The sequence below is a fragment of the Pseudomonas sp. AC211 genome, assembly GCF_979258055.1.
The window spans coordinates 1015020-1035784 of record NZ_OZ409830.1 but is presented as its reverse complement, the minus strand read 5'-3'; the positions used below and the strand labels follow the sequence as shown (position 1 = coordinate 1035784).

Annotated in this window: 19 protein-coding genes, 1 tRNA gene and 4 pseudogenes; 12 read left to right on the top strand and 12 right to left on the bottom strand. The window is 60.6% G+C overall.

Going from position 1 to position 20765, the window contains the following annotated elements:
* Positions 1-150: 150 nt before the first annotated feature.
* On the bottom strand, positions 151-585 hold the full coding sequence (locus ACZZZP_RS04990) for a hypothetical protein (RefSeq protein ID WP_463536313.1): 435 nt from the start codon (positions 583-585) through the stop codon (positions 151-153).
* A gap of 300 nt (positions 586-885) precedes the next feature.
* Here ACZZZP_RS04990 and ACZZZP_RS04985 point away from each other — a divergent pair, with 300 nt between their 5' ends.
* Both ACZZZP_RS04985 and ACZZZP_RS04980 read left to right on the top strand, forming a co-directional pair.
* Positions 886-1110, top strand: a complete 225-nt coding sequence (locus ACZZZP_RS04985; protein ID WP_463381993.1) for a hypothetical protein — start codon at positions 886-888, stop codon at positions 1108-1110.
* A complete protein-coding gene (locus ACZZZP_RS04980; RefSeq protein WP_463381992.1) occupies positions 1107-1244 on the top strand; it encodes a hypothetical protein in 138 nt (45 codons plus the stop codon). Before ACZZZP_RS04985 ends, ACZZZP_RS04980 begins: the two co-directional genes overlap by 4 nt.
* A gap of 190 nt (positions 1245-1434) precedes the next feature.
* Here the strand turns inward: ACZZZP_RS04980 and ACZZZP_RS04975 are convergent.
* Both ACZZZP_RS04975 and ACZZZP_RS04970 read right to left on the bottom strand, forming a co-directional pair.
* Positions 1435-1510 (bottom strand) — tRNA-Thr (locus ACZZZP_RS04975).
* A gap of 47 nt (positions 1511-1557) precedes the next feature.
* Positions 1558-2399 (bottom strand): annotated as a pseudogene (locus ACZZZP_RS04970) (CvfB family protein).
* Between ACZZZP_RS04970 and ACZZZP_RS04965 the strand changes: the two are divergent.
* The 6 genes and pseudogenes from ACZZZP_RS04965 to ACZZZP_RS04940 all read left to right on the top strand — a co-directional run bounded on the left by ACZZZP_RS04965 (position 2353) and on the right by ACZZZP_RS04940 (position 5673).
* Positions 2353-2526, top strand: a complete 174-nt coding sequence (locus ACZZZP_RS04965) for a hypothetical protein (protein ID WP_463536993.1) — start codon at positions 2353-2355, stop codon at positions 2524-2526. The pseudogene ACZZZP_RS04970 and the gene ACZZZP_RS04965 sit on opposite strands and share 47 nt — an antisense overlap.
* A gap of 13 nt (positions 2527-2539) precedes the next feature.
* Positions 2540-2811, top strand: a pseudogene (locus tag ACZZZP_RS04960) (VF530 family protein).
* A gap of 132 nt (positions 2812-2943) precedes the next feature.
* Positions 2944-3134, top strand: a pseudogene (locus ACZZZP_RS04955) (hypothetical protein).
* Between the two features lie 291 nt (positions 3135-3425).
* Positions 3426-3905: a hypothetical protein gene (locus ACZZZP_RS04950; protein ID WP_463536312.1), complete on the top strand. Its 480-nt coding sequence runs from the start codon at positions 3426-3428 to the stop codon at positions 3903-3905.
* Positions 3902-4600, top strand: coding sequence for a sulfatase-like hydrolase/transferase (locus ACZZZP_RS04945; protein ID WP_463536311.1), 699 nt, complete (start codon positions 3902-3904; stop codon positions 4598-4600). The genes ACZZZP_RS04950 and ACZZZP_RS04945 overlap by 4 nt, the downstream gene beginning before the upstream one ends.
* Positions 4600-5673, top strand: a complete 1074-nt coding sequence (locus tag ACZZZP_RS04940) for a sulfatase-like hydrolase/transferase (RefSeq protein WP_463536310.1) — start codon at positions 4600-4602, stop codon at positions 5671-5673. The genes ACZZZP_RS04945 and ACZZZP_RS04940 overlap by 1 nt, the downstream gene beginning before the upstream one ends.
* Positions 5674-5679: 6 nt before the next feature.
* Here the strand turns inward: ACZZZP_RS04940 and ACZZZP_RS04935 are convergent, their stop codons facing one another.
* Both ACZZZP_RS04935 and ACZZZP_RS04930 read right to left on the bottom strand, forming a co-directional pair.
* Entirely contained in the window at positions 5680-6816 is a 1137-nt protein-coding gene (locus ACZZZP_RS04935; RefSeq protein WP_463381989.1) for a PQQ-dependent sugar dehydrogenase, read from the bottom strand.
* A gap of 109 nt (positions 6817-6925) precedes the next feature.
* The gene (locus tag ACZZZP_RS04930) at positions 6926-7630 is read right to left on the bottom strand and encodes a substrate-binding periplasmic protein (protein ID WP_463536309.1); all 705 of its coding nucleotides are present in this window, start codon (positions 7628-7630) and stop codon (positions 6926-6928) included.
* Between the two features lie 158 nt (positions 7631-7788).
* Between ACZZZP_RS04930 and ACZZZP_RS04925 the strand changes: the two are divergent.
* The 3 genes and pseudogenes from ACZZZP_RS04925 (at position 7789) to ACZZZP_RS04915 (ending at position 10619) form a co-directional block, all read left to right on the top strand.
* A pseudogene (locus ACZZZP_RS04925) lies at positions 7789-9580 on the top strand (S8/S53 family peptidase).
* 59 nt (positions 9581-9639) lie between these two features.
* Complete coding sequence (locus ACZZZP_RS04920; protein WP_463536308.1) at positions 9640-9873, top strand: hypothetical protein; 234 nt, start codon at positions 9640-9642, stop codon at positions 9871-9873.
* Positions 9801-10619 carry a zinc-dependent alcohol dehydrogenase family protein gene (locus tag ACZZZP_RS04915; RefSeq protein WP_463536307.1) on the top strand — a complete coding sequence of 273 codons (819 nt, stop codon included), beginning with the start codon at positions 9801-9803 and terminating at the stop codon, positions 10617-10619. Before ACZZZP_RS04920 ends, ACZZZP_RS04915 begins: the two co-directional genes overlap by 73 nt.
* A gap of 239 nt (positions 10620-10858) precedes the next feature.
* Here ACZZZP_RS04915 and ACZZZP_RS04910 read toward each other — a convergent pair whose 3' ends face one another.
* From ACZZZP_RS04910 to metE, 4 genes are all read right to left on the bottom strand, one after another.
* The gene (locus ACZZZP_RS04910; protein WP_162998689.1) at positions 10859-12193 is read right to left on the bottom strand and encodes a DEAD/DEAH box helicase; all 1335 of its coding nucleotides are present in this window, start codon (positions 12191-12193) and stop codon (positions 10859-10861) included.
* A gap of 112 nt (positions 12194-12305) precedes the next feature.
* Positions 12306-13202 (bottom strand): EamA family transporter RarD, encoded by an 897-nt coding sequence (rarD, locus tag ACZZZP_RS04905; protein WP_463381985.1) that lies wholly within the window; start codon positions 13200-13202, stop codon positions 12306-12308.
* Between the two features lie 145 nt (positions 13203-13347).
* Positions 13348-14337: an alpha/beta fold hydrolase gene (locus tag ACZZZP_RS04900; protein ID WP_122492623.1), complete on the bottom strand. Its 990-nt coding sequence runs from the start codon at positions 14335-14337 to the stop codon at positions 13348-13350.
* 786 nt (positions 14338-15123) lie between these two features.
* A complete protein-coding gene (metE, locus tag ACZZZP_RS04895) occupies positions 15124-17418 on the bottom strand; it encodes a 5-methyltetrahydropteroyltriglutamate--homocysteine S-methyltransferase (protein WP_463381984.1) in 2295 nt (764 codons plus the stop codon).
* A gap of 146 nt (positions 17419-17564) precedes the next feature.
* On the opposite strand from metE, the gene metR reads away from it, so the two are divergent.
* Positions 17565-18488 (top strand): transcriptional regulator MetR, encoded by a 924-nt coding sequence (metR, locus tag ACZZZP_RS04890; RefSeq protein WP_122492624.1) that lies wholly within the window; start codon positions 17565-17567, stop codon positions 18486-18488.
* An 86-nt stretch (positions 18489-18574) separates the two neighbouring features.
* Here the strand turns inward: metR and ACZZZP_RS04885 are convergent, their stop codons facing one another.
* From ACZZZP_RS04885 to ACZZZP_RS04875, 3 genes are all read right to left on the bottom strand, one after another.
* Positions 18575-18811: a hypothetical protein gene (locus ACZZZP_RS04885; protein WP_463536306.1), complete on the bottom strand. Its 237-nt coding sequence runs from the start codon at positions 18809-18811 to the stop codon at positions 18575-18577.
* Complete coding sequence (locus ACZZZP_RS04880) at positions 18808-19689, bottom strand: hypothetical protein (RefSeq protein WP_463536305.1); 882 nt, start codon at positions 19687-19689, stop codon at positions 18808-18810. The genes ACZZZP_RS04885 and ACZZZP_RS04880 overlap by 4 nt, the downstream gene beginning before the upstream one ends.
* Before the next feature lie 185 nt (positions 19690-19874).
* Positions 19875-20576: a Crp/Fnr family transcriptional regulator gene (locus ACZZZP_RS04875; protein WP_463381983.1), complete on the bottom strand. Its 702-nt coding sequence runs from the start codon at positions 20574-20576 to the stop codon at positions 19875-19877.
* Positions 20577-20765 lie beyond the last annotated feature (189 nt).

The following is a 20765-nucleotide window of genomic DNA, read 5'->3' as shown; positions in this document are numbered from 1 at the left end:
CCAATGGGAAGGGTTGCCCCTACCGAGGCACGGCCGACGGGTCGCGGTTCTCATTTTCGTAGCGCGCTATTTTCCCTTGCAGACTTGCCCAAGCGAGAAGCGCGGTGGGGTCGTAGGCCTTGGCCTTATCGCTGTAACTCATCGCAAAATTCAGCGAACGATCAACAAGCGCTTTGCCATATTCGGAGGAGTTTTCTTACCCACGGATTCAATCGTTAGGACATCCCTAGCTATGACCTCCGCCTGATGATTAGCGCAGCTCTGGACGGCTTCACGCTCTGGGAAATCATTCGCCGTCCAATATTCCTCGGGGTCTAGATCGTTCTGCGAGAGGCAACCGTGAGCAACCAAAACCAGATAGGTATACCTGTCCTCAGTGAGCTGAGGATCCGCATCGAATGCGGCAACATATCGATCTACCGCGGCTGATAATTCTGCGGGATCCTCGACACCTGAAAATCCGCCGACCCCTTTTGACCAGCTACACACCCAGCCAGAAAAGCCGCGATGGGTAGCAATGCCGCGCCAAGGGTCAAAATCCGTTTCATCTGCCGCTCCTTCTGATTCTCCCGCCAGCTTACCCATCGCCTACATACGCCGCCACCTTACCGGTTGGACCTTGCGGAAGACTCTTCCGGACAGGGTGGCGACCTATGCACGCAATCCGGAGGACAAGCACGACGACTGCGGGATGGTTCCTCAGCCTCTACACCATCGCCACGCTGTTCCTGGTGGCTGCAAAGCTTCCCGACTCCATCGACTGGGGCTGGATGGCCTGCGCGCTTCCCCTGCCTGGGGCGCCATCGGCGTCAACCAGGTGGTTCAGTTGGCCGACCACCGCGGTTGGCTCAAACGCGTCCCCACCCATCCAAGCGAGCACAACCTATGAATCTGTTTGATCGCATCGCCGACCTCAACAGCCTGCTGAACGCCCGCCGGCGCAACGCACAAAAGCACCAGCTCCCGGCACGCCCTGCCCAGGTTTACGCCCAAGGCGGTATCTACGAAGTGCGCGACCTCGAAACCGGGCACGTGATCGACACCTTCAATACCTACAGCGAAGCACTCACCCTGGCTGACCAGACGGAGCGCGGGGAGCTCTGCGCATGATGGACCAGGCAGCCATCCAGATTAAAGGCGAGGCTTCTGCGCAGTTGGCGGACGCCGTAGCTCAGTTCCTCGCTGGCGGTGGAACGATTCAAGAAGCACCACCACCGGAGTACCGGCCAAAGCCCGCCATCTGAAACGTCGCGGCATCACCGACACACCTGGTACGAGAGCTGAAAAACAGGACGCCTCTGGCCACAGGTCCGAATCGATGATGGACGTTTATGACCCACAGCAAGCCGATGGTGGACCCATCAGCGGAGTGACTTTAGTACGTGCTTTAGTACGTTTTGCCGGTTTTCCGGGGTGACGATGCCCCGGAAATACTGGTGCCGTTGAGAGGAATCGAACCCCCGACCTCCTGATTACGAATCAGATGCTCTACCGACTGAGCTACAACGGCGTACACGTGAGGAATTCTAGAACAGCCCCGAGAATCGGGGCGAGGCGTTATTTGGGCAGTTCGATGCGGTCGGCGTGAATAACCAACTCGCCCTGTTTGTACAACGCGCCGATGGCTTTTTTGAAGTTGCCTTTGCTGACGCCAAACAGCCCGGCGATGGTTTCTGGTGCGCTCTTGTCGCTTACTGCCAGCACGCCGCCACTTTCGCGCAGTTTGTTGAGGATCTGCTCATGCAGCCCAACTGCGGCTTCTTTGCCGACCGGTTGCAGGCTCAGGCTGATTTTGCCGTCGGGGCGAATTTCTTTGATAAAGCCCTGTTCCTGCTTGCCAGCGCGCAAAAACTTGAACACTTCGTTCTTATGAATCAGGCCCCAGTGCTGGTTGTTGATGATGGCTTTGAAGCCCATGTCGGTGGATTCAGCCACCAACAAATCAACGGCCTGGCCAACCTTGTAGGCGGCGGGCGTGTTGTCGAGGTAACGGTCCAGGCGGGCGGTGGCGGTGATGCGGCGGGTGTGTTTGTCGAGGTAGACGTGCACCACACAATAGTCGCCGGCTTGCAGTGTGCGTTTTTCTTCGGAGTACGGCAGCAGCAGGTCTTTGGATAAGCCCCAGTCCAGGAAGATGCCAATACTGTTGACCTCTTTTTCACCTTCAAACTGGCGAATTCGCCGACCTGCACTTTCGGCTTTTCGTTGGTGGCGATGAGTTTGTCGTCGCTGTCCAGATAGATGAAGACGTTCAGCCAGTCTTCCACTTCGGTCGGCGTGTCTTTGGGAATGTAGCGGTTGGGCAGCAGAATCTCGCCGTCGGCGCCGCCGTCCAGGTAGAGGCCGAAGTTGGTGTGTTTAACCACCTGCAAACTGTTGAAACGTCCGATCAAAGCCATGTGCAACTGCCCTCGTTGCGTGGCCGGCATTCACCCGAAGCACGCCGCCAACAGTGACGGCCAGGCGCCATTGCCGGATAATCCGCCGCCGATGCTCGCCCCTGGCCGGCGGCATTTTCCCTTTTGATAACGAGCGGCCCATGACCAGCGAAAAACAGCACAACGCGCTTCACGGCGTCACCCTGGAAGCCATCGTGACGGCGTTGGCGGCGCATTACGGATGGGGAAAAGCTCGGCGAGCTGGATCGCCATTCGCTGTTTTCAGAGCGAACCCAGCGTGAAGTCGAGTCTGAAATTTCTTCGTAAAACCCCGTGGGCACGCGAAAAAGTAGAAGCGCTGTACGTGCGGCACGCGGCTGCACCTGACCGACGGTGCTTCGCCAGAGCCGCCCTCGATACCGGCCGTTTTTAAGGATTTAAAGGGCTTAAGTTAATTCAACGGCGCGCCGGAAATTCACCCGAACGAGAATTCAGCGTTATTTAGCCGGGCCAGGGCCGCTCATTTTGTGTACAATGCCTGGCCAAATTACTGTTGACAGGTTAAATGGCCGCCATGCGCGTTAAAGCATCCGAAATGAAGAAAAAAGCCCCTCCTGCCGTTGGAAACTCACAGCTCGATCGACGATGCAGTGACGGCATTCCTGAAAGCTGGTGGCCAGATTCAGGAAATTCCAAAAGGTGTTAGCGGTGGCAGTGTTCGCCCCGTCGCGCCATATCACCCTCGGTAAAAAATAAGTCTTTCGCTATTGCTGCTGTTCTTGGCGCTTTGTTTGTCATTCTTGAATGAAAGCGCTCGAACAGCTGTAGTACCCGCCCCGCTCCCCTCGCTGTCCGTCTGACCCCTTCTCGTTTTTCGCCCCGCTACACCACTGCTCACACATTCGCCCCGCCGCTGCAGAACAAGCTTCTGGCCTCACGCATAGAGATGTTTCAGAATCGTGACAACGCGGTCGCCGCTCTCGCTCTAGTTTCTTAGTTGCTTTGCCGACTGGCTTGGATTCTCTCTGCCTTATCTCAGGAGCTCCTGTGCGCATTTCCAGCCCCTGGCTGCAGCACCCCGCTTACACATTTCTCGCTCGCGGTTTCCTTCTGCTTGCTGTGCCACTGCTGGCGCGCTATTGCCTTGGCTGGTCGAACGGTTTCGGCTATTTGTCGGACCTGGCCATTGGTTCGCTGCTGATCGTGTTGCTGCACAACCGGCCATTGTGGCTGGCGCTGCCGGTATTGCTGGTGTGGAGCGTCTTTACCCTGAGCACCGCTGAACTGGTGGGCGCCGTCGGCCGCATGCCGGAGGTCAGCGATCTGCAATACCTCACCGACCCACAGTTCGTCGGCCACTCCACCCAAGGCGGCGGCCTTACCTATCCCTTGCTCGGCATTGGTCTGGCGCTAGGCCTTTTGCGAATCTGCTTATCCGTCGGCAAAAGAACGCCCGCCGTCTGCCCTTTTATAGCTACGCCCTGCCCCTCGCTTTCGCGGCGCTGCACGCCGGCGGTCAATATGTGACGCCCAGTGAGGCGGTGCAGTGGAAGCAATTCAACCTGCCGCACAAACTGCTGGCCGAAGGGTTCAACAGTGGCCAGATGCGCCTGGAAGCCTGGCTGGATAACGACGACCCCGAAACCAAGCCCGACATCGCCGGCCTCAGCCAGCTCGATCTCAAGGGCACCAAGCTGTTCGCCGGCAAAGGCCAGGCGAAAAACGTGCTGATCGTGACGCTCGAAGGCATCCCCGGCGCGTACCTCGCCACCAATCGCCAGGCGTTGCACAGCAGTTATCAAGAGGATTTGATGCCGCGTCTGAGCCAGTGGGCCGACCGCGCAATGAACACGCCCGACTATGTTCTACACAGCCACCAGACCATTCGCGGCCTGTACGCGATGTTGTGCGGCGACTACAGCAAGCTCGACAGCGGCACGCCCAAAGGCGTGGAACTGCTCAATAGCAGCACCCGTAACCTGCAATGCCTGCTGCGCAGCTGCGCGACCAAGGCATGCGCACCACCTTTCTGCAAGGCGCCGGCCTGCGCTTTATGGCCAAAGACAAAAATCATGCCGCACATGGGCTTCGAGCAAACGCGTGGCCGCAGTTGGTTCAAGAACAAGCCGTACCTGGAATTCCCCTGGGGCATGGACGACAAGGCGTATTTCGAAGGCGCGCTGAAACAGGTGGCCGAGCTTCGCCAGTCGAAAAAACCTTGATGCTCACGCTGCTCACCGTTGGCACTCACCAGCCCTACTCGGCGCCGCAGGATTACCTGGACCGCTACCCCAGCGCCAAACAAGCCGCCATCGGTTACCTGGACGATGCCGTCGCCGACTTCCTCGCCGCGCTGGAAAAACAGGGCGTGCTCAAGGACACCCTGGTGATCGTTACCTCAGACGAGTCTCACGGCATCGAGGACGTCCGGCTTGCCTCGGCGTGGGGCTTCAATCTTATTCTCGCCCTCGAACAAAGCCAGTTGCCACGGCTGAAACAGGGCGTGTACGGGCACGTCGACCTCACCGCCTCGGTGCTCGATTACTTCGACTTTCAGGTGCCGCCAAACCTCACCGGCCGTTCGCTGTTTCGCGACTACAGCACCGGGCGCGAGATTCTGTCGTACACCAACGGCTTGCTGCGCCAGCACGACGGCAAAGGCACGTTTACCGAATGCGACTTTCAGCAAATTTGTCGGCGCTACGCCAGTGAAGGCTTTATCGCTGACCAGGCCCGCTACCTGGGCCGTGTGGGCGGCAAACAGGCGCGGCTGGTCAGCGAGCGCGCGGGCCTGCTGGATCAGTCGCTGAGCAACGGCCAGATCGGCCAGCAATACCAGTTCGCCAATAACGAACGAATTCGCCTGAAGGCCGAGGCCAAGGACGACTGGGCCGACAACCTGATCGGCGCCCAATATCTGGAACTGCCGCAAGGCACCCGCACGCGGGTAAACGTCACCATTCGCGCGGTGCGCATGGCCAAGCAAGGCGCCAAGCTGCTGCTCAAAACCAAGGAATTCGATCGCGATGTGGCCGGGCTGATTCCCGAGCTGCCGGCGCTCAAGGCTGGGCAAACGCTAAACCTGAGCTTCGGCTTCGACAACCTCGAAACCCGCAAGGCCTTCTCCTTTCACCTGCTGGGCGAAGGCCAAGGCGCCATCGAAATTACCGACTTCAGTGTGGTGACCGAACCGTTGCTCGCCGCCGACATGCTCGATTTGGAGAAAACCGAGGAAAGCGCCCAGGCCGACAGCAGCGCGCCTGAAGAGGCGCTCGACGAGCCCGTCGACCTGTAACGCGGGTTACTCCACCAAGCCGATGCGCACCAGACTGCCCGTGTCGGCATCGGTCAGCACATACAAGAAGCCGTCCGGCCCCTGGCGCACGTCGCGAATGCGGCCGAGTTTGTCTTTCAGCAAACGCTCTTCGTGCACCACGTCATTGCCTTTCAGCTCCAGGCGAATCAGTGACTGGTCGGCTAGCGCGCCAATAAACAGATTGTGCTGCCAGCCGGCAAAACGCTCGGCGTTGTAAAACGCCATGCCGCTCACGGCCGGCGATTTTTCCCAGACATGCTGGGGCGGCTCGGTGCCCGGCGCGGTTTTGCCCTTGGCCTCGCGAATCGGCAGCAGGGTGTAATCGATGCCATGGGTTGCCAGGGGCCAGCCATAGTTTTTGCCGGGCTGGGGAATATTGATTTCATCGCCGCCGCGCGGGCCGTGCTCGTGCAGCCACAGTGCGTCAGTCCAGGGATTGAGCGCCGCGCCCTGAGCGTTGCGGTGGCCGTAGGACCAAATTTCCCCACGCGCGCCTGGCTTACCTACAAACGGGTTGTCGGCCGGAATGCTGCCATCCAGGTTCAGGCGCACCACTTTGCCTTGCAGCTTGTCGAGGTCCTGAGCCGCCGTGCGCTGGTAATTTTCGCCAAGGGTTACGAACAAATGACCTTCGCCATCGAACACCAAGCGCGCGCCGTAGTGGTTACCGGTAGACAGCTTCGGCGCTTGGCGAAAAATCACCTCAAAGCCTTCCAGGCTTTTACCGTCGGCAGCCAATTTACCCCGCCCCACGGCGGTGCCGCCCAGGTTGTCGTCGCCCTCTTCGGCGTAGGCCAGGTAAACCCAACGGTCATCCGCGAAGCTGGGTGACAGGGCAACATCCAGCAATCCCCCCTGCCCACGGCTATAAACCTGGGGCACACCGCTAACCTGCGATGAACCGGTGAAATCGGCTGCCACCAAGCGCAACTGTCCAGACCGCTCGGTGATTAGCAACTGGCCATCGGGCAAAAACGCCATGCCCCAGGGATGGCGCAAATCGTTGAGTAGGTATTGCACCTGCACGGTGCCGCGTTCGCTGCTCTGCTGAAAATCTTCTTCGGCTTGCGCTGCACCGCCCAACACCGACAACCCCACCACTGCTAACGCTTTGAACAGCATCGTCCGTTCTCCAGGCTTGAAATCGAGTGGGCAAAAGACTGGCAAAAAAAACGCCGGCGCAGCTGTTTGCAATTGCAACGGAAACTACAGCCGAGGGCCTCCGCAGACCTCAATAGTCCGCATATTTGCGCTCAATCTCCTCGTATTCACCCGTGCGGCGTATGGTGGCCAACCCGTGATTGAAGGCATCGCGTTGGCGCTGCAAACGGAAACCTGCCTTGTAAGCGGTGGGCGGGAATAGCTCGTACCACGTCAGCGGCTGGGTGATGTCCACCTGGCCGAGCACGTCGCGGTTGAAGTAACGAATCACCTTGAGGTCGCCAATAATTACGTCGATACGGCCGCTATAGAGCAACCGATTACGCGTGACCTGCTGCGATTCCTCACGGTAATTGGGATGGTCTTTCATGGCGGCGGCGTACTCGGGGCCGAGCAGAAAGCGCGCCCGCTGAAAGGCACTGACCGAATAACCGCGCAGGTCATTAATGCTGTGCAACTGCACCTTGCGCGAACTCAGCGCCACCGCCGTGTTGTGGTAATAAATGTAGGTATCGGAGTAGTACGCCGCCACGCCGCTCAGTTCATTGGTGGTGGTTATGCAGTCCAGCTCGCCGTGGGCCAGCATCAAATGCAGGCGTTCCATGGGCGCAAAGTAAGGCTGCATTTCATAGCCGGCGCGGCGCAACGCCGCTTCCACCACTTCGTACTCCAAGCCGCGGCGTTCGACCTCGAACACATACGGCGGCTTGTTCAACCCAAAGCCAACACGCAGCGGCTCCGCGTGCGCGGCCACCGCCATAATCACGAGCGACACCAAGGCCCACAGTCGGCAAAACATGCGACCTCCCGGGTTTGTCGGCGTGTTGCTCAAGCATAGCGCGCCCAGCCCGCGTTGCCTGGCATAACGTGGCCTGAACCAATGCCGCCAGGGCGACTCACAGCCCTACTTCGATCTGCCATGGAACCCTATCGATGCGCGCCCTTCCCCTCGCTGGTTTGACCCTGTCGCTGCTCGTCACCGCCCTGCCCGCTAACGCCGCCGACCCGCTGCGCCTGGTGCATCTGCAACGCTGTGGCGATGTGTTGAGCGATGCTCAGCAGTTCTGCCTGAATGCCCAGGGGCTGCAAACCGGCGCTGTGCACGTCATGTTCGGCGGCGAGGCGCTGCCCGAAAGCGTGGTGCAACGCGACGGGCAGCACGTGCAAGTGCAACTGAGCGGCGAACGCTACAAAAGCGCGCCGGTGTGGCTGGAGCAGCAGGGCCAAGCGAGTAATCCGGTGTGGCTGTCGCTGAACCGAAGCCACGTGGTCGCCGCCAAGAAAGACGAAGTGACGAAGAACATGGATGGCCTGACCACGTACATCAACCTAGTCAGCCTGATCATCGAGGAAGACACCGACGGCCTGAGCATGGCCCGGGAATTGGCCAAAAAATACGGTGCAGAAGTGGTCGGCGCCATCCCACCGCTCAATACCTACCAGCTCCGTTTGCCGGCGAAAAACCTGATGGAGCGCGATGCCTTGATTTTGCGTCTCGGCACGGAAGTCAGCGTCGACGCGGTGGTGATCGAGGAGTCCGCTGCCGAAGAAGGCGAAAACGAAAACCTGGCCGACGACCTCGCCGCCGGCAAACAAGCGCCTGAAGAAAAACCGAGCGGTGATGAGTGGGCCGCCAACCGTTTTCTAGACGCGGTGAATTACTACCAGCGGCGCATTCCATCCAAGAACAAACCGATGCCGGTGGCACCCGTCCGCATCGGCATCATCGAACGCAATGTCGACTTCGATACTGCCGACTTTGCGGATTACCTCGGCGCGGCGACTCGTGACGACGGCAAGCCGCACACCCGCGTGTACGCCCGCGACGCCAGCAAGCCCGATGGCCACGGCACCACCGTGACCGGCATTCTCGCTGCGCGCTGGGACAAGGGCGGCAACACCGGCTTTCTGCGCGGGCTCGACGGCGCCGGGCCGGGCTTTGAAGTGATTGTGGAGCGCAACTCCGACGCAGGCATTACCGCCAACATCGCCGCCTCGGTGAACCTGGTGGAAGACGGCGTGCGCGTGCTGAATTGGAGCTGGGGCATTCACCGCGTCGGCGCAAAAAACATCCAAGGCGACGAGGTGGATTCGCTGGTGCGCTCTGGCCTGGCCATGAACGGCTACGAGGAACTGCTGGAAGAATTTTTCCTCTGGCTGCGCGCCAAGCACCCGGATGTGATCGTGGTGAATTCCGCTGGCAACGGTTCGTCATTCTCCGGCGCCGACGAATACCGCCTGCCCTCTTCGTTTATTACCGATCAACTGTTCGTCGTCGGCGGCCACCAGCGCAGCGAGCGCCAAGACGTAGCCGTGGACGATCCGGCCTATGTGGTCAAACGCAGTTCGTCCAACAGCGACATGCGCGTCGACATCACCGCCGCCGCCTGCGCCCACGCCTCCACGGGAGCGGCCGATGCGCCAGGCGATGCCCATTGCGGCACCTCGTATGCCACGCCGATGGTCACCGGCATCGTTGCTGCGGTGCTGTCGATCAACCCGCAGCTGCACCCCGAACAGGTGCGCATGCTGCTGCGTCGCAGCGCCATGACCATCGGCGAAGAATTCGACTTCGAGCCCGCCGATGCCGAAGACCTGACCGCCCCAATTCCTGCCCTCCGAGCGCAACTACGATCTCAACAACAAAGACGTCGGCCGCTCGGCCCGGCTAGACATGCAAAAGGCGCTCGACCTAGCCGTAAAAAGCCGTGATCGCGTGCGCTGAAGCAGCGAGGCTTCAAGGCAGCTAGACTGCTGCGTCCGTTTAACTGCCAGGAGATCGACATGCTCAAAGCTCAATACCAAACCCGCAGCAAAGTGCCGCATGAGGTGATCGAAGCCGTTGAACTGCAACTGCCGGCGCCTGGCGCCGGGCAGGTGCGCGTCAAAGTGCTGGCCGCGCCGATCAACCCCTCGACGTGCTCACCCTCACTGGCGAATACGGCATGCTGCCGCCGTTGCCCGCCATTGGCGGCAACGAAGGCGTGGGCAAGGTCGAGGAATTGGGCGCCACTGTGAGCAACCTCAGCGTCGGCCAAATCGTCTTGCTGCCGGTTGGCAGCGGTACCTGGGTCACGCACCTGAACGCCGACGCCAGCAAGCTCATCCCGCTGCCAGACGCCGATCCGCAACAGCTGGCGATGCTCACCGTCAACCCACCCACTGCCTCGTTGCTGCTGAGCCAGTTTGTAGATTTGCAGCCAGGCGAATGGTTGATTCAGAACGCCGCCAACTCCGGCGTTGGCAGCTACATCATGCAGTTGGCCAAGTTGCGCGGTTTTAAAACCGTCAACGTGGTGCGCCGTGACTCAGCCGTAGCCGCCACCCAGCAAGACGGCGGCGACGTGGTTCTGGTCGACGGCCCGGACCTGGCCAAGCGCGTTCGCGAAGCCACCGGCAGCGCCACCCTGCGTCTGGCCATCGACGCCGTGGGCGGCGCCGCCACCGACCACCTCGCCGCGTGCCTGGGCGAAGGCGGCGTGGTGGTGAACTACGGAATGATGAGCGGCGAACCGTGCCAGGTATCGCCGTCGGCCATCGTTTTCCGCGACGTCAGCCTGCGCGGTTTCTGGCTGGCGAAATGGTTCCGCAGCGCCAGTCAGGCTGATCAGGGCAAGGTGTTCGGAGAGTTGGTGCAGTTGATCGCCAGCGGCAAATTGAAAACCCGCATTGCGGCGACGTACGACGTGAGTCAGATCAAGGACGCGGTGAAGGCGGCGGCGAGTGGCGAGCGTGAGGGGAAGATTTTGGTGGTGCCGAAGTAGTTGCTTTGGGGAATTCGCGGCTTATTCGCGACCACGGATTCCTGAACCATTCTGGATCCCGAATCGCCGGACCGCCGCCTACGCGGGGATGACGGTGGTGTGTAGGAGTGCGGCGTATCCCGCCTCTACACCGTCATTCCCGCGTAGGCGGTGGACCGCCTCTTCGGGATCCAGAATCTCAAGGTGCAAAACAGCATCGCGGCTAAAGCCGCTCCCACAGAAACTGCGGTGTGCAGCGATTACTCGGCAGCCGGCGCTTCCGGCTTTTTGCGCTTCAACGGCGCCATGCCATCGCCACTCACCAATGAGCTCTTCGGCTTATTGGCGGTTTTGCGTTTGCTTGGCGCTTTGGCGACTGCCTTCTTGTCGGTCTTCTTGTCGGTCTTTTTCTTCTTCACGCCGACCGCTTTGCCCGAGGCTTTGACCTTTTTCGGGCCGCCGTAGGTGCCTTTCAATTCCTTGACCACGCGGCGCTCGAAGCTCTGTTTCAGGTAGCGTTCGATGCTGGACATCAGGTTCCAGTCGCCGTGGCAGATCAGCGAAATCGCCAAGCCTTCGTTACCGGCACGCCCGGTGCGGCCGATGCGGTGAACATATTCGTCGCCACTGCGCGGCATGTCGTAGTTGATAACCAGGTCGAGGCCATCCACGTCCAAGCCACGGGCGGCTACATCGGTGGCGACCAGAATTTTCACGCCGCCCTGTTTGAGGCGGTCGATGGCCAGCTTGCGGTCTTTCTGATCTTTCTCGCCGTGCAGCACGAACACCTTGTGCTCCGCTGCAACCAGGCGGCCGTAGAGGCGGTCTGCGGCGACGCGGGTGTTGGTGAAGATGATCGCTTTTTGGTACGTCTCGTTGGCCAGCAACCAGAACACCAATTGCTCTTTATGCTGGTTGTGGTCGGCGGTGATGATCTGCTGACGCACGCCGTCGCTCAGTTGGCTGACGGCGTTGAGTTGCAGGTGCTGCGGGTCTTTGAGTACCGAGGCGACCATCTCGCGCAAGCCGTTGCCGCCGCTGGTAGCGGAGAACAGCATGGTTTGGTGCGCGCCTTTGCACTCGCCTGCCAGGCGCTGCACGTCTTCGGCAAAGCCCATGTCGAGCATGCGGTCGGCTTCGTCCAGCACCAGCACTTCCACAGCCTTGAGGTCGAGGTTGCCGGCGTTCAGTTGTTCGAGCAGACGGCCCGGCGTGCCGATAAGGATGTCCGGCACTTTGCGCAGCATGGCGGCTTGTACTTTGAAGTCTTCACCGCCGGTGATCAGGCCGGATTTGATAAAGGTGAATTGCGAGAAGCGCTCCACTTCCTTCAACGTCTGCTGCGCCAACTCGCGGGTTGGCAGCAGGATGAGTGCGCGAATTACGACGCGGGGTTTGGCGTCGCCCATCAGGCGATTGAGCATTGGCAGCACGAACGCAGCGGTTTTGCCGCTGCCGGTTTGCGCGGTAACCCGCAGGTCTTTCCCTTCCAGCGCCGGCGGAATGGCCGCGACTTGTACCGGGGTGGGCTCGACAAACTTCAGCTCGGCCACGGCTTTAAGCAGGCGTTCATGCAGGGCGAATTGGGAAAACACAGGGGCTACCTCGGCGAAGATCACTAAACAGCCGCATAGGTTACCGGTTGTTGCCCCGGAACGCCCGCAGTCTGTGCAGGCGGTCGACCGCAGGCGCGCCGTTTCGCCCCAGTTAAAGCGGCTGTCGGCCCTGCTTGCGCAGCACGTGAATGCTGTCCCAGGCAGTTAGCACAATGGCCAACCAAATGGGCAGATACGTCCACAACTGCGCCGGGTTGAAGGTCTCGCCAAGAAACAACAAGGTCACCGCAAACAGCAATGCCGGCTCCAGGTAACTGAGAATGCCGAACACGCCCAGCGGCAATAGCCGGCTGGAGGCCATCATCGCGGCAAAGGCCAGCGTGCCCAGCAAGCCGATGCCAGGCAGCAGCCACCACATTTGCGGGGCTTGGGTGAACAAGTTATCCGGGCCGTAGGCAACGATCAGCCAAACCGCCACTGGCGCCAGCACGAGCATTTCCAGAATAAAACCGGACAGCGAGTCCAGACGCATCCAGCGGCGCAGCATGAAATACGGTGGGTAGCCCAGCGCGGTCACCAGCGTGGCCCAGGAAAACGCGCGGGTCAGCCACAACTCATGCAGCACGCCCAACAGCGCCAGGCCGACGGCGATGCCTTGCAATGGGCTTAATCGTTCGCGGTAAAACACGCGCCCCACCAGCACCATCGCCAGCGGCAGCAGGAAGTAGCCAAGCGTCACTTCCAGCATCATGCCCTGCAGGGGCGCCCAGAGAAAAAGTCCCCATTGGATGCCGATCAGTGCCGCCGCCACGGGCAAGGCCAGCACCAGCAGCGGCTCGCGGTGTAGACGTTGCAGCGCGCCGAGCAACAGCCCCCATTGCCGCGACAGCGCCACCAACAACAACACCATCGGAATGGACCACAGCACGCGTTGGGCGAAAATCTGAATGCCATCGAGCGGCGCCAGCTGGTTCACGTAGCCTGGCATAAAGGCGAACAACACCGATGCCAGCACCGACAGCGCCACCCCGCGACCGGACAACCTCATGCCTTTCCCCACCCCAATAAATAGCCGGCGACCTTAGCGCGGTTGCCGGATTGTGTCTTGAGGGTAGAGGAGAAAATTCAGCGTCAGCGAGACAGAAGCGCGGTCCAGTTGTGCGTGGGCGACAGCGATAACCGACCGCCCCGCTTTAAAGCTGCGCCAGGCCGACCGGCTGGCGATGCTCAGCCAGATATGGCAACACGGCGGCCAGCAACGGTGCTTTGAAGGCTTCCTGGAAGCGGTGGGCCAGCCCCGGAATCAGCTTCAACTGCGCGCCCTTGATATGCGCCGCCACATGCACGCCATGCATCACCGGCAACAGCGGATCAGCGGTGCCGTGCACCACCAGGGTCGGCACCCGCAGGCGATCCAGCAACGCCACGCGGCTCGGTTCGGCGAGGATGGCGAGAATCTGCCGCTGCACGCCGGCCGGGTTGAATGCGCGGTCGTAGGCCACGGCGGCCTGTTCTTTGAGCAAGGCGCGGTCGTCGTGCACCGTCGGGCTGCCCAGCGCGGCGAGCAAGTCGGCCTGTTGCTCGATGGCGACCTCTCGGTTCGGCGCTTCACGGCGGGCCAACAAGGCCAGCAACGCCGGCTTGGGCTCCGGCAATCCCTGGGCGCCCGAGCTGGTCATGATCAGCGTAAGACTGGCGACCCGATCAGGCGCCATGTCGGCCATGTGCTGGGCAATCATGCCGCCCATGCTCGCGCCCAACACATGGAAACGGGTCACGTGCAGGCTGTTCATCAAGCCGAGTGCGTCTTGCGCCATGTCGGTGAGGTGATACGGCGCGGTAACGGAAAAACCGAGTTTGTAGCGCAGCACTTCATACGTGAGATTGGCCGTTTCCGGCGCGTGGGCCCAGGTCGACAACCCGACGTCGCGGTTGTCATAACGAATCACGCGAAAGCCTTGCTGGCAGAGGGCGACCACCACTTCGTCGGGCCAGTGAATGAGCTGTCCGCCCAGGCCCATGACCAGCAATAACGCCGGATCGGACTCACGGCCGATGCTCTGGTACGCAAGGTTTACCTCGCCCAGATCAGCCCGTTGAGTTGGAACCGTGACATCACACCGTGAAGCCGCAAAAGACGGCAAGGCACACCACAAGGCGGCCCAGAAAAGAAACGCTCGCATAAGAAAAATACCAACACGCAAAACCCCAGTAAGGGCGGATTCTGCTGACATCTGTGCGAGCGCGCTGCCACATAACCGTGACAGTTTGATGAAGGGCGCTGAACGGTAGTGGATTGGGGTGGGGAACGCAGGTGCAAACCAAAAACCTCCGTCATCCCCGCGCAGGCGGGGATCCAAACTTTGTGGCGGGCATACATCGCGCACCCATCCGAGATTCTGGATCCCGAATCGTCGGACCGCCGCGTGCGCGGGAATGACGGTGTTGAGGCGAGTGAATGCGTAACCTCAGCAAACCCCCGTCATCCTCGCGAACGCGGGGATCCAGAGTTGTGTGGCGGACATGCATCGAAGACCCATCGGAGATTCTGGATTCCGAGTCGTCGGACCGCCGCCTGCGCGGGAATGACGGTGTTGGGGCGGGGAACGCAGTTAGAGCCAAAACCTCCGTCATCCCCGCGCACGCGGGGATCCAGAGTTGCGTGGCGAACATACATCGCGGCCCCATCCGAGATTCTGGATCCCCGCGTGCGCGAGGATGACGGTGTTGCATTGGGGAACGCAGGTACAAACCGAAACCTCCGCCTACGCGGGAATGACGGTGTTGGGCGGGGAACGCAATTAGAAACCCAAACCTCCGTCATCCTCGCGAACGCGGGGATCCAGAGTTGCGTGGCGGACGTCCATCGCGAAACCATCCGAGATTCTGGATTCCGAATCGTCGGACCGCCGCCTACGCGGGAATGACGGTGTTGGGGTGGGGAACGCAGTTAGAGCCCAAAACATCGATCACCCACCAACCCGCATCTGCCGCGCCGCCGCCACCATATTCACCAACGCCGCCTCCGTCTCAACCCACCCCCGCGTCTTCAGCCCACAGTCCGGATTCACCCACAGACGCTCCAGCGGGATACGCGTAGCCGCTTTGCTCAGCAGCCCAACGATTGCCGCCGTGTCCGGCACCTGCGGCGAGTGAATGTCGTACACGCCCGGACCAATGTCATTGGGATAAGCAAACGCTTCGAACGCATCCAACAACTCCATGGCCGAGCGCGAGGTTTCGATGGTGATGACGTCGGCATCCATGGCCGCGATGGCTTCGATCACATCGTTGAATTCGCTGTAGCACATGTGCGTGTGAATCTGCGTGGCATCGCCAACGCCACTGGCGCACAGGCGAAACGCTTCCACCGCCCAGTCGAGATACGCCGCCCACTGGGATTGGCGCAGCGGCAGCCCTTCGCGGAAGGCGGCTTCGTCGATTTGCACAATCTTGATTCCGGCACGCTCCAAGTCCACCACTTCATCGCGGATGGCCAACGCCAGTTGTCGCGCCTGTTGCTCGCGAGGAATGTCGTCGCGGGCGAAGGACCACATCAGCATGGTCACCGGGCCGGTGAGCATGCCTTTCATCACCTTGTCGGTCAGGCCTTGGGCGTAGGTGATCCAGTCCACGGTCATGGCCCGCGGGCGGCTGAGGTCGCCGACTATCACTGCCGGTTTTACGCAACGCGAGCCGTAGCTCTGCACCCAGCCGAAGCGGGTGAAGGCATAGCCGTCCAACTGCTCGGCAAAGTATTCGACCATGTCGTTGCGCTCCGCCTCGCCATGCACCAGCACGTCCAGGCCGAGGCGTTCTTGCACCTGCACGGCGTGGCGAATTTCGCAGTGCATGGCGTCGGTGTATTCGCCCACCGACAGCTTGCCGCGCTTGTAGGCCTGACGCGCCAGACGAATGGCCGACGTCTGCGGGAAAGAACCGATCGTGGTGGTCGGCAGCAGCGGCAAATCCAGGCGCGCCCGTTGCACGTCGATGCGCTGCTCGAAGGGTGACTGGCGCTTGCTGTCTGCCGGCTGGATGGCGGCGAGGCGCGCCTGCACCTCGGGTTTATGGATGCGTGTGGAATGAACCCTACTGGTTTGTACCGCCGCGCTGGCGGCCAGTGCGGCGACCACGTCAGCGTCTTGCGGCGTGTTCAACGCCTTGGCCAGCACGGCAATCTCAGTGCACTTCTGCACGGCAAACGCCAGCCAACTGCGCAGCTCTTCGTCCAGTTGGTCTTCGCGGTTCAGGTCGACCGGGCTGTGCAATAACGAGCACGAACCGGCGACCCACAGGTTGTCGCCGAAACGCGCCTGCGCTTCCTGCAATTGCACCAACGCCTGCTGCAAATCGCAGCGCCAAACGTTGCGGCCGTTGACCACGCCCAGCGACAACACTTTGTACGTGGGCACGCGGTCGAGCACCGCCGCCAGTTGCTCCGGAGCGCGAACCAGGTCCACGTGCAAGCCTTGCACCGGCAGGCTGGCGGCCAGGCCGAGGCTGTCTTGCAAGTCGCCAAAATACGTAGCGACGAGTTTTTGCGTGGGCGAGTACTGCAACAGGTTGTAGGCGCGCTCAAAGGCGTTCTTCCAGGCCTGCGGCAGGTCCAGCGCCAGGATCGGTTCGTCGATTTGCACCCACTGCACGCCCTGCGCCGCCAGGCGTCCAAGAATTTCGCCATACAGCGGCAGCAGGCGGTCGAGCAGGTCGAGTTTGTCGAAGTCGCCATGGCGGGCTTTGCCCAGCCACAGAAAGGTGAGCGGGCCGAGAATGACCGGCTTCACCTGATGGCCCAGCGCGTGGGCTTCGGCTACTTCCTCAAAGAGCTGCTCCCAGCTCAGGGTGAACTGTTGGTCGTGACTAAATTCAGGCACCAGGTAGTGGTAGTTGCTATCAAACCACTTGGTCATTTCTTCGGCATGGGCGCCAGCGCAGCAACCTTCACCGTGGCCGCTGCTGCCGCGGGCCATGGCGAACAAGGTGTCGAGCGTCGGCAGGCGGCTGCCATGACGGAAGCGTTCGGGCACTACACCGCACAGCAGCGAATGGCTGAGCACCTGGTCGTACCAGGCGAAGTCGCCGACAGGCAGCAGCTCGATGCCCGCGTCTTTTTGCAACTGCCAATGGCGGGCACGCAGATCACGGCCTACCGCGCGCAGGCCGGCTTCATCCAGATCTTCTTGCCAATACGCCTCAAGCGCTTTTTTCAGTTCACGGTCGCGACCGATGCGGGGAAAGCCCAGGTTGTGTGCCACTGCCATTGCGATGTGCTCCAGGTAATCGATGGCGCACATTGTCGGGAGGGGCGACACATGAAACAAATTCAACGTTTTCCAGTTGATCCGTACATCCATTCACGTTAGTTTCGCTCATGTTCAGCCCGTCAGCCGCTTCGAGAGCTACGCCCATGTTGGAATTGCGCCACCTGAAAACCCTGCACGCGCTGCGTGAAACCGACAGTTTGGTAGACGCCGCCGAGCGCCTGCACCTCACTCAGTCCGCCCTCTCCCACCAGTTCAAGGAACTGGAAGAACGCCTCGGCATGCCGCTGTTCGTGCGCAAAACCAAGCCCGTGCGCTTTACCAGCGCCGGCTTGCGCCTGCTGCAATTGGCCGATTCGCTGCTGCCGCAACTGCGCGCGGCCGAACGCGACATGGCGCGCTTGGTCGGCGGCACGGCAGGCCGGCTGCACATGGCCATCGAATGCCACAGCTGCTTTCAATGGCTAATGCCGACCATCGACCAATTCCGCGACGCCTGGCCCGAGGTCGAGCTGGACCTGGCCTCCGGCTTCTCCTTCGCCCCGCTGCCGGCACTGGCGCGCGGTGACTTGGATTTGGTCGTCACCTCCGACCCTATCGAGCTGTCGGGCATCACCTACGTGCCGCTGTTCACCTACGAAGCCATGCTCGCCGTGGCTAACCAACATGGTCTGGCGAACAAGCCCTACATCGTGCCTGGCGACCTGGCCAAGGAAACATTGATCACCTACCCGGTGGAGCGCGATCGCCTGGACATCTTCACCCGCTTCCTGGAGCCGGCTGATATTGAACCGGCGCAAGTGCGTACCTCGGAACTGACGGTGATGATGATGCAGCTGGTGGCCAGCGGCCGTGGCGTGTGCGGCCTGCCCAACTGGGCGCTGCACGAATACAGCTCGCGCGGTTACGTGACGGCCAAGCGCCTGGGCGATAAGGGCTTGTTCGCCACGTTGTATGCCGGCATTCGCACCGACATGCTTGATGCGCCGTTTATGCGCGATTTTCTGCTGACTGCGAAAGACACGTCGTTCTCGACGCTGGAAGGCGTGAGCGCGGCGAAGGAAAAGTAGACGGGGATTGGAACGCGGGACATGTCGGAGTTCAGAGCACCAGACGTCCCGTAAGGGCCGTCTGGCTCGCTGAAAATCAGCCCACGCTAAGCGCGAAAGAATTTCCAAATGGCCCACTTAGGATGGAGCGTGACCAAGGGTCCGTATTTCAACTTCGTGCTATTTCCCGAATTTCCATTTTCCGGAATGAACACCAGATTTTTATGTTTTCCGGAAATAACGGCAAAGCAGACACCGTCCGGGCCTTTGTCAGCGTTGAGGTAATCAGGGTCGGTAATCCTCAGCAGCTTGAAACGCTCACCCGAGTTCAAGCCAGGTTTCACCGAAACCTTCCCGCCCTAATGTCGCTACGTTGCCGATGGAGCAATTCAAGACGGGGTTGAGCAGATAAAACTCGTCGTTCCCATCCGTATCGTTGACGGGCTGAATTCGCCATTGCGCCTTCTTTTTCACCCGGCCGCGCCCACAGTTGTACAGGGCCACCGTCGCGTGGGTCGTCATCTTCGATTTCCCACGCGGCATCGCCGCCCCACTCGGGGCGCACCGTGACCGCGACATTCTTTAACCCAGCCTTGTGCAACACCGCAGACGTGGCGAGTTCACCGAGAAGGGGACTGGAATCATGCTGGGTATACGTGCCTTCGTTCAGGTAGTTCTGGAACTCCTGCTCAGTGAGCTCACGCAACTTGATTTCCGGTATCTCGGTAAACGTCGCTAAGGCTTTGCCGTCAGGCTGAAGGGTGACTTCTCTCTTTACCGCAGCCTCAGCAATGAACTTGCGGTTGTGTATGGCGTGAATGTTGGTCCAACTGGTGGGTGTGTTTTGAAAGTCTTTGACCGCTATCGAGATGCCGGAAATAGCCAAGCCCGCTCCCGAAGCCACCGCTCCGCCAACCAATAAGCCCTGTGCCAGAGCCGCAGAGGCAACAGCAGAGGTGCCGCCGGTTAATGGCACGAGTGCCAGTCCCACAACGCCAATGAGCATGCCCGCGATAAATAAACCTATTTCCGCCGCGCTATGGGAATACTCGGTGCTTTCGCCGATCCAATAGCGGGTGTTTAGGGTTAATACCGAGGCGGCTCCGTCATGTTGGTAATACGTATGGGGCTGCAGCTTATTGCACCAACTGTAATTAACGCCGGCACTGACGCAGCTGTTCAGCAGGGTATTGGTCCCGTTCAAGATGGTTATCTGGCCCATCGTTTTATCCTTGCTCAAACGTGCAGATGGCGAGGCCTGAGCCAGGTCCATGTGCGGGTAGTAGAAGCGCTTCCGTGCTGTGATAGCAGACTTCCGCCAGCCATAGGTCGCGGTGGGTTGCAGCCAGGGATGACTACTTGGGCTGCGTTGCCACGATGGGCCAGCGGGTCGTGAGGACGTGTTACCTAGGGAGCAGACTCGGACGGGAGATCGTGATTCATCGCGCTTTCCAACACGTCGAGGCGCCTTAAAACCACTGCACCGGCCTGGATATCGATGGCGCCAAGGCGACGCAAAATGTGCAACTGCTCGTTGACTTTGGATCGGCTGCCATTGGCCATAGCGGAGAGGGTTGCTTGGTCTACACGGTGTAAGCGCGCAGCGGGGTCTTGCTTCGATTGAACATGCAGCCGATGCAGCACCCGCGCGACACGAGCGCAAAGCCCGTGTAGCGCCACGTTTTCGAGCACGTCGGAGAACAAACCGAGCTCTTCTGTCAGTTGCTGCAACGCGGCGATGTGGCAGTGCTCGCGACCCATCACTGCATCAATCACCGCCCTTGGCACGGTGAGTACGCAACTGGGCTCGGTGCTTATGGCATGCAACAAGGCAGTCTGGTTTGGCGGCCCGATGGCATTGATCGCACTGCTGCGTCCTGCCACGCGGATGCACAGTTCCTTGCCGGCATCCGAAGACAAATAAAGCTTGGCGGCGCCACGAGCGATGATTTGCAAGCCGCTGCTTTGCTCGCCCTTGCGCAGCAATATGCAGCCCGCAGTGACTTGCCTTTCCTGCGCTACCGCCACGAGACGGTTCAGCGCATCGAGCTGCAAGCCAGAGAACAAAGAGCAGGCTGCCAGCACCGTGCGTCTGTGTTCATTGGACATCGTTCGCCTCAATGCCGAGGCGCCGACAAAATCCCTGTCGCGCATGGGTTTCCCTCACCTTTTATCCCGCTGCTGCTTGAGCAGGTCGGGCCTCAGGTTAGCTGCCTGAAACCGATGCCGCGAAGGCCCAAGCGCCGTAATAGAGCCGCCCTGACCGGCGGACGGCCGCCTTGCTGACGCGCATCCAGC

Coding starts and splice junctions, on each gene's coding strand:
- ACZZZP_RS04990 (WP_463536313.1), bottom strand. CDS start 585: ATGGGTAAGCTGGCGGGAGAATCAGAAGGAGCGGCAGATGAAACGGAT.
- ACZZZP_RS04985 (WP_463381993.1), top strand. CDS start 886: ATGAATCTGTTTGATCGCATCGCCGACCTCAACAGCCTGCTGAACGCC.
- ACZZZP_RS04980 (WP_463381992.1), top strand. CDS start 1,107: ATGATGGACCAGGCAGCCATCCAGATTAAAGGCGAGGCTTCTGCGCAG.
- ACZZZP_RS04940 (WP_463536310.1), top strand. CDS start 4,600: ATGCTCACGCTGCTCACCGTTGGCACTCACCAGCCCTACTCGGCGCCG.
- ACZZZP_RS04935 (WP_463381989.1), bottom strand. CDS start 6,816: ATGCTGTTCAAAGCGTTAGCAGTGGTGGGGTTGTCGGTGTTGGGCGGT.
- ACZZZP_RS04920 (WP_463536308.1), top strand. CDS start 9,640: ATGCTCAAAGCTCAATACCAAACCCGCAGCAAAGTGCCGCATGAGGTG.
- ACZZZP_RS04915 (WP_463536307.1), top strand. CDS start 9,801: ATGCTGCCGCCGTTGCCCGCCATTGGCGGCAACGAAGGCGTGGGCAAG.
- rarD (WP_463381985.1), bottom strand. CDS start 13,202: ATGAGGTTGTCCGGTCGCGGGGTGGCGCTGTCGGTGCTGGCATCGGTG.
- ACZZZP_RS04900 (WP_122492623.1), bottom strand. CDS start 14,337: ATGCGAGCGTTTCTTTTCTGGGCCGCCTTGTGGTGTGCCTTGCCGTCT.
- metE (WP_463381984.1), bottom strand. CDS start 17,418: ATGGCAGTGGCACACAACCTGGGCTTTCCCCGCATCGGTCGCGACCGT.
- metR (WP_122492624.1), top strand. CDS start 17,565: ATGTTGGAATTGCGCCACCTGAAAACCCTGCACGCGCTGCGTGAAACC.
- ACZZZP_RS04880 (WP_463536305.1), bottom strand. CDS start 19,689: ATGGGCCAGATAACCATCTTGAACGGGACCAATACCCTGCTGAACAGC.
- ACZZZP_RS04875 (WP_463381983.1), bottom strand. CDS start 20,576: ATGTCCAATGAACACAGACGCACGGTGCTGGCAGCCTGCTCTTTGTTC.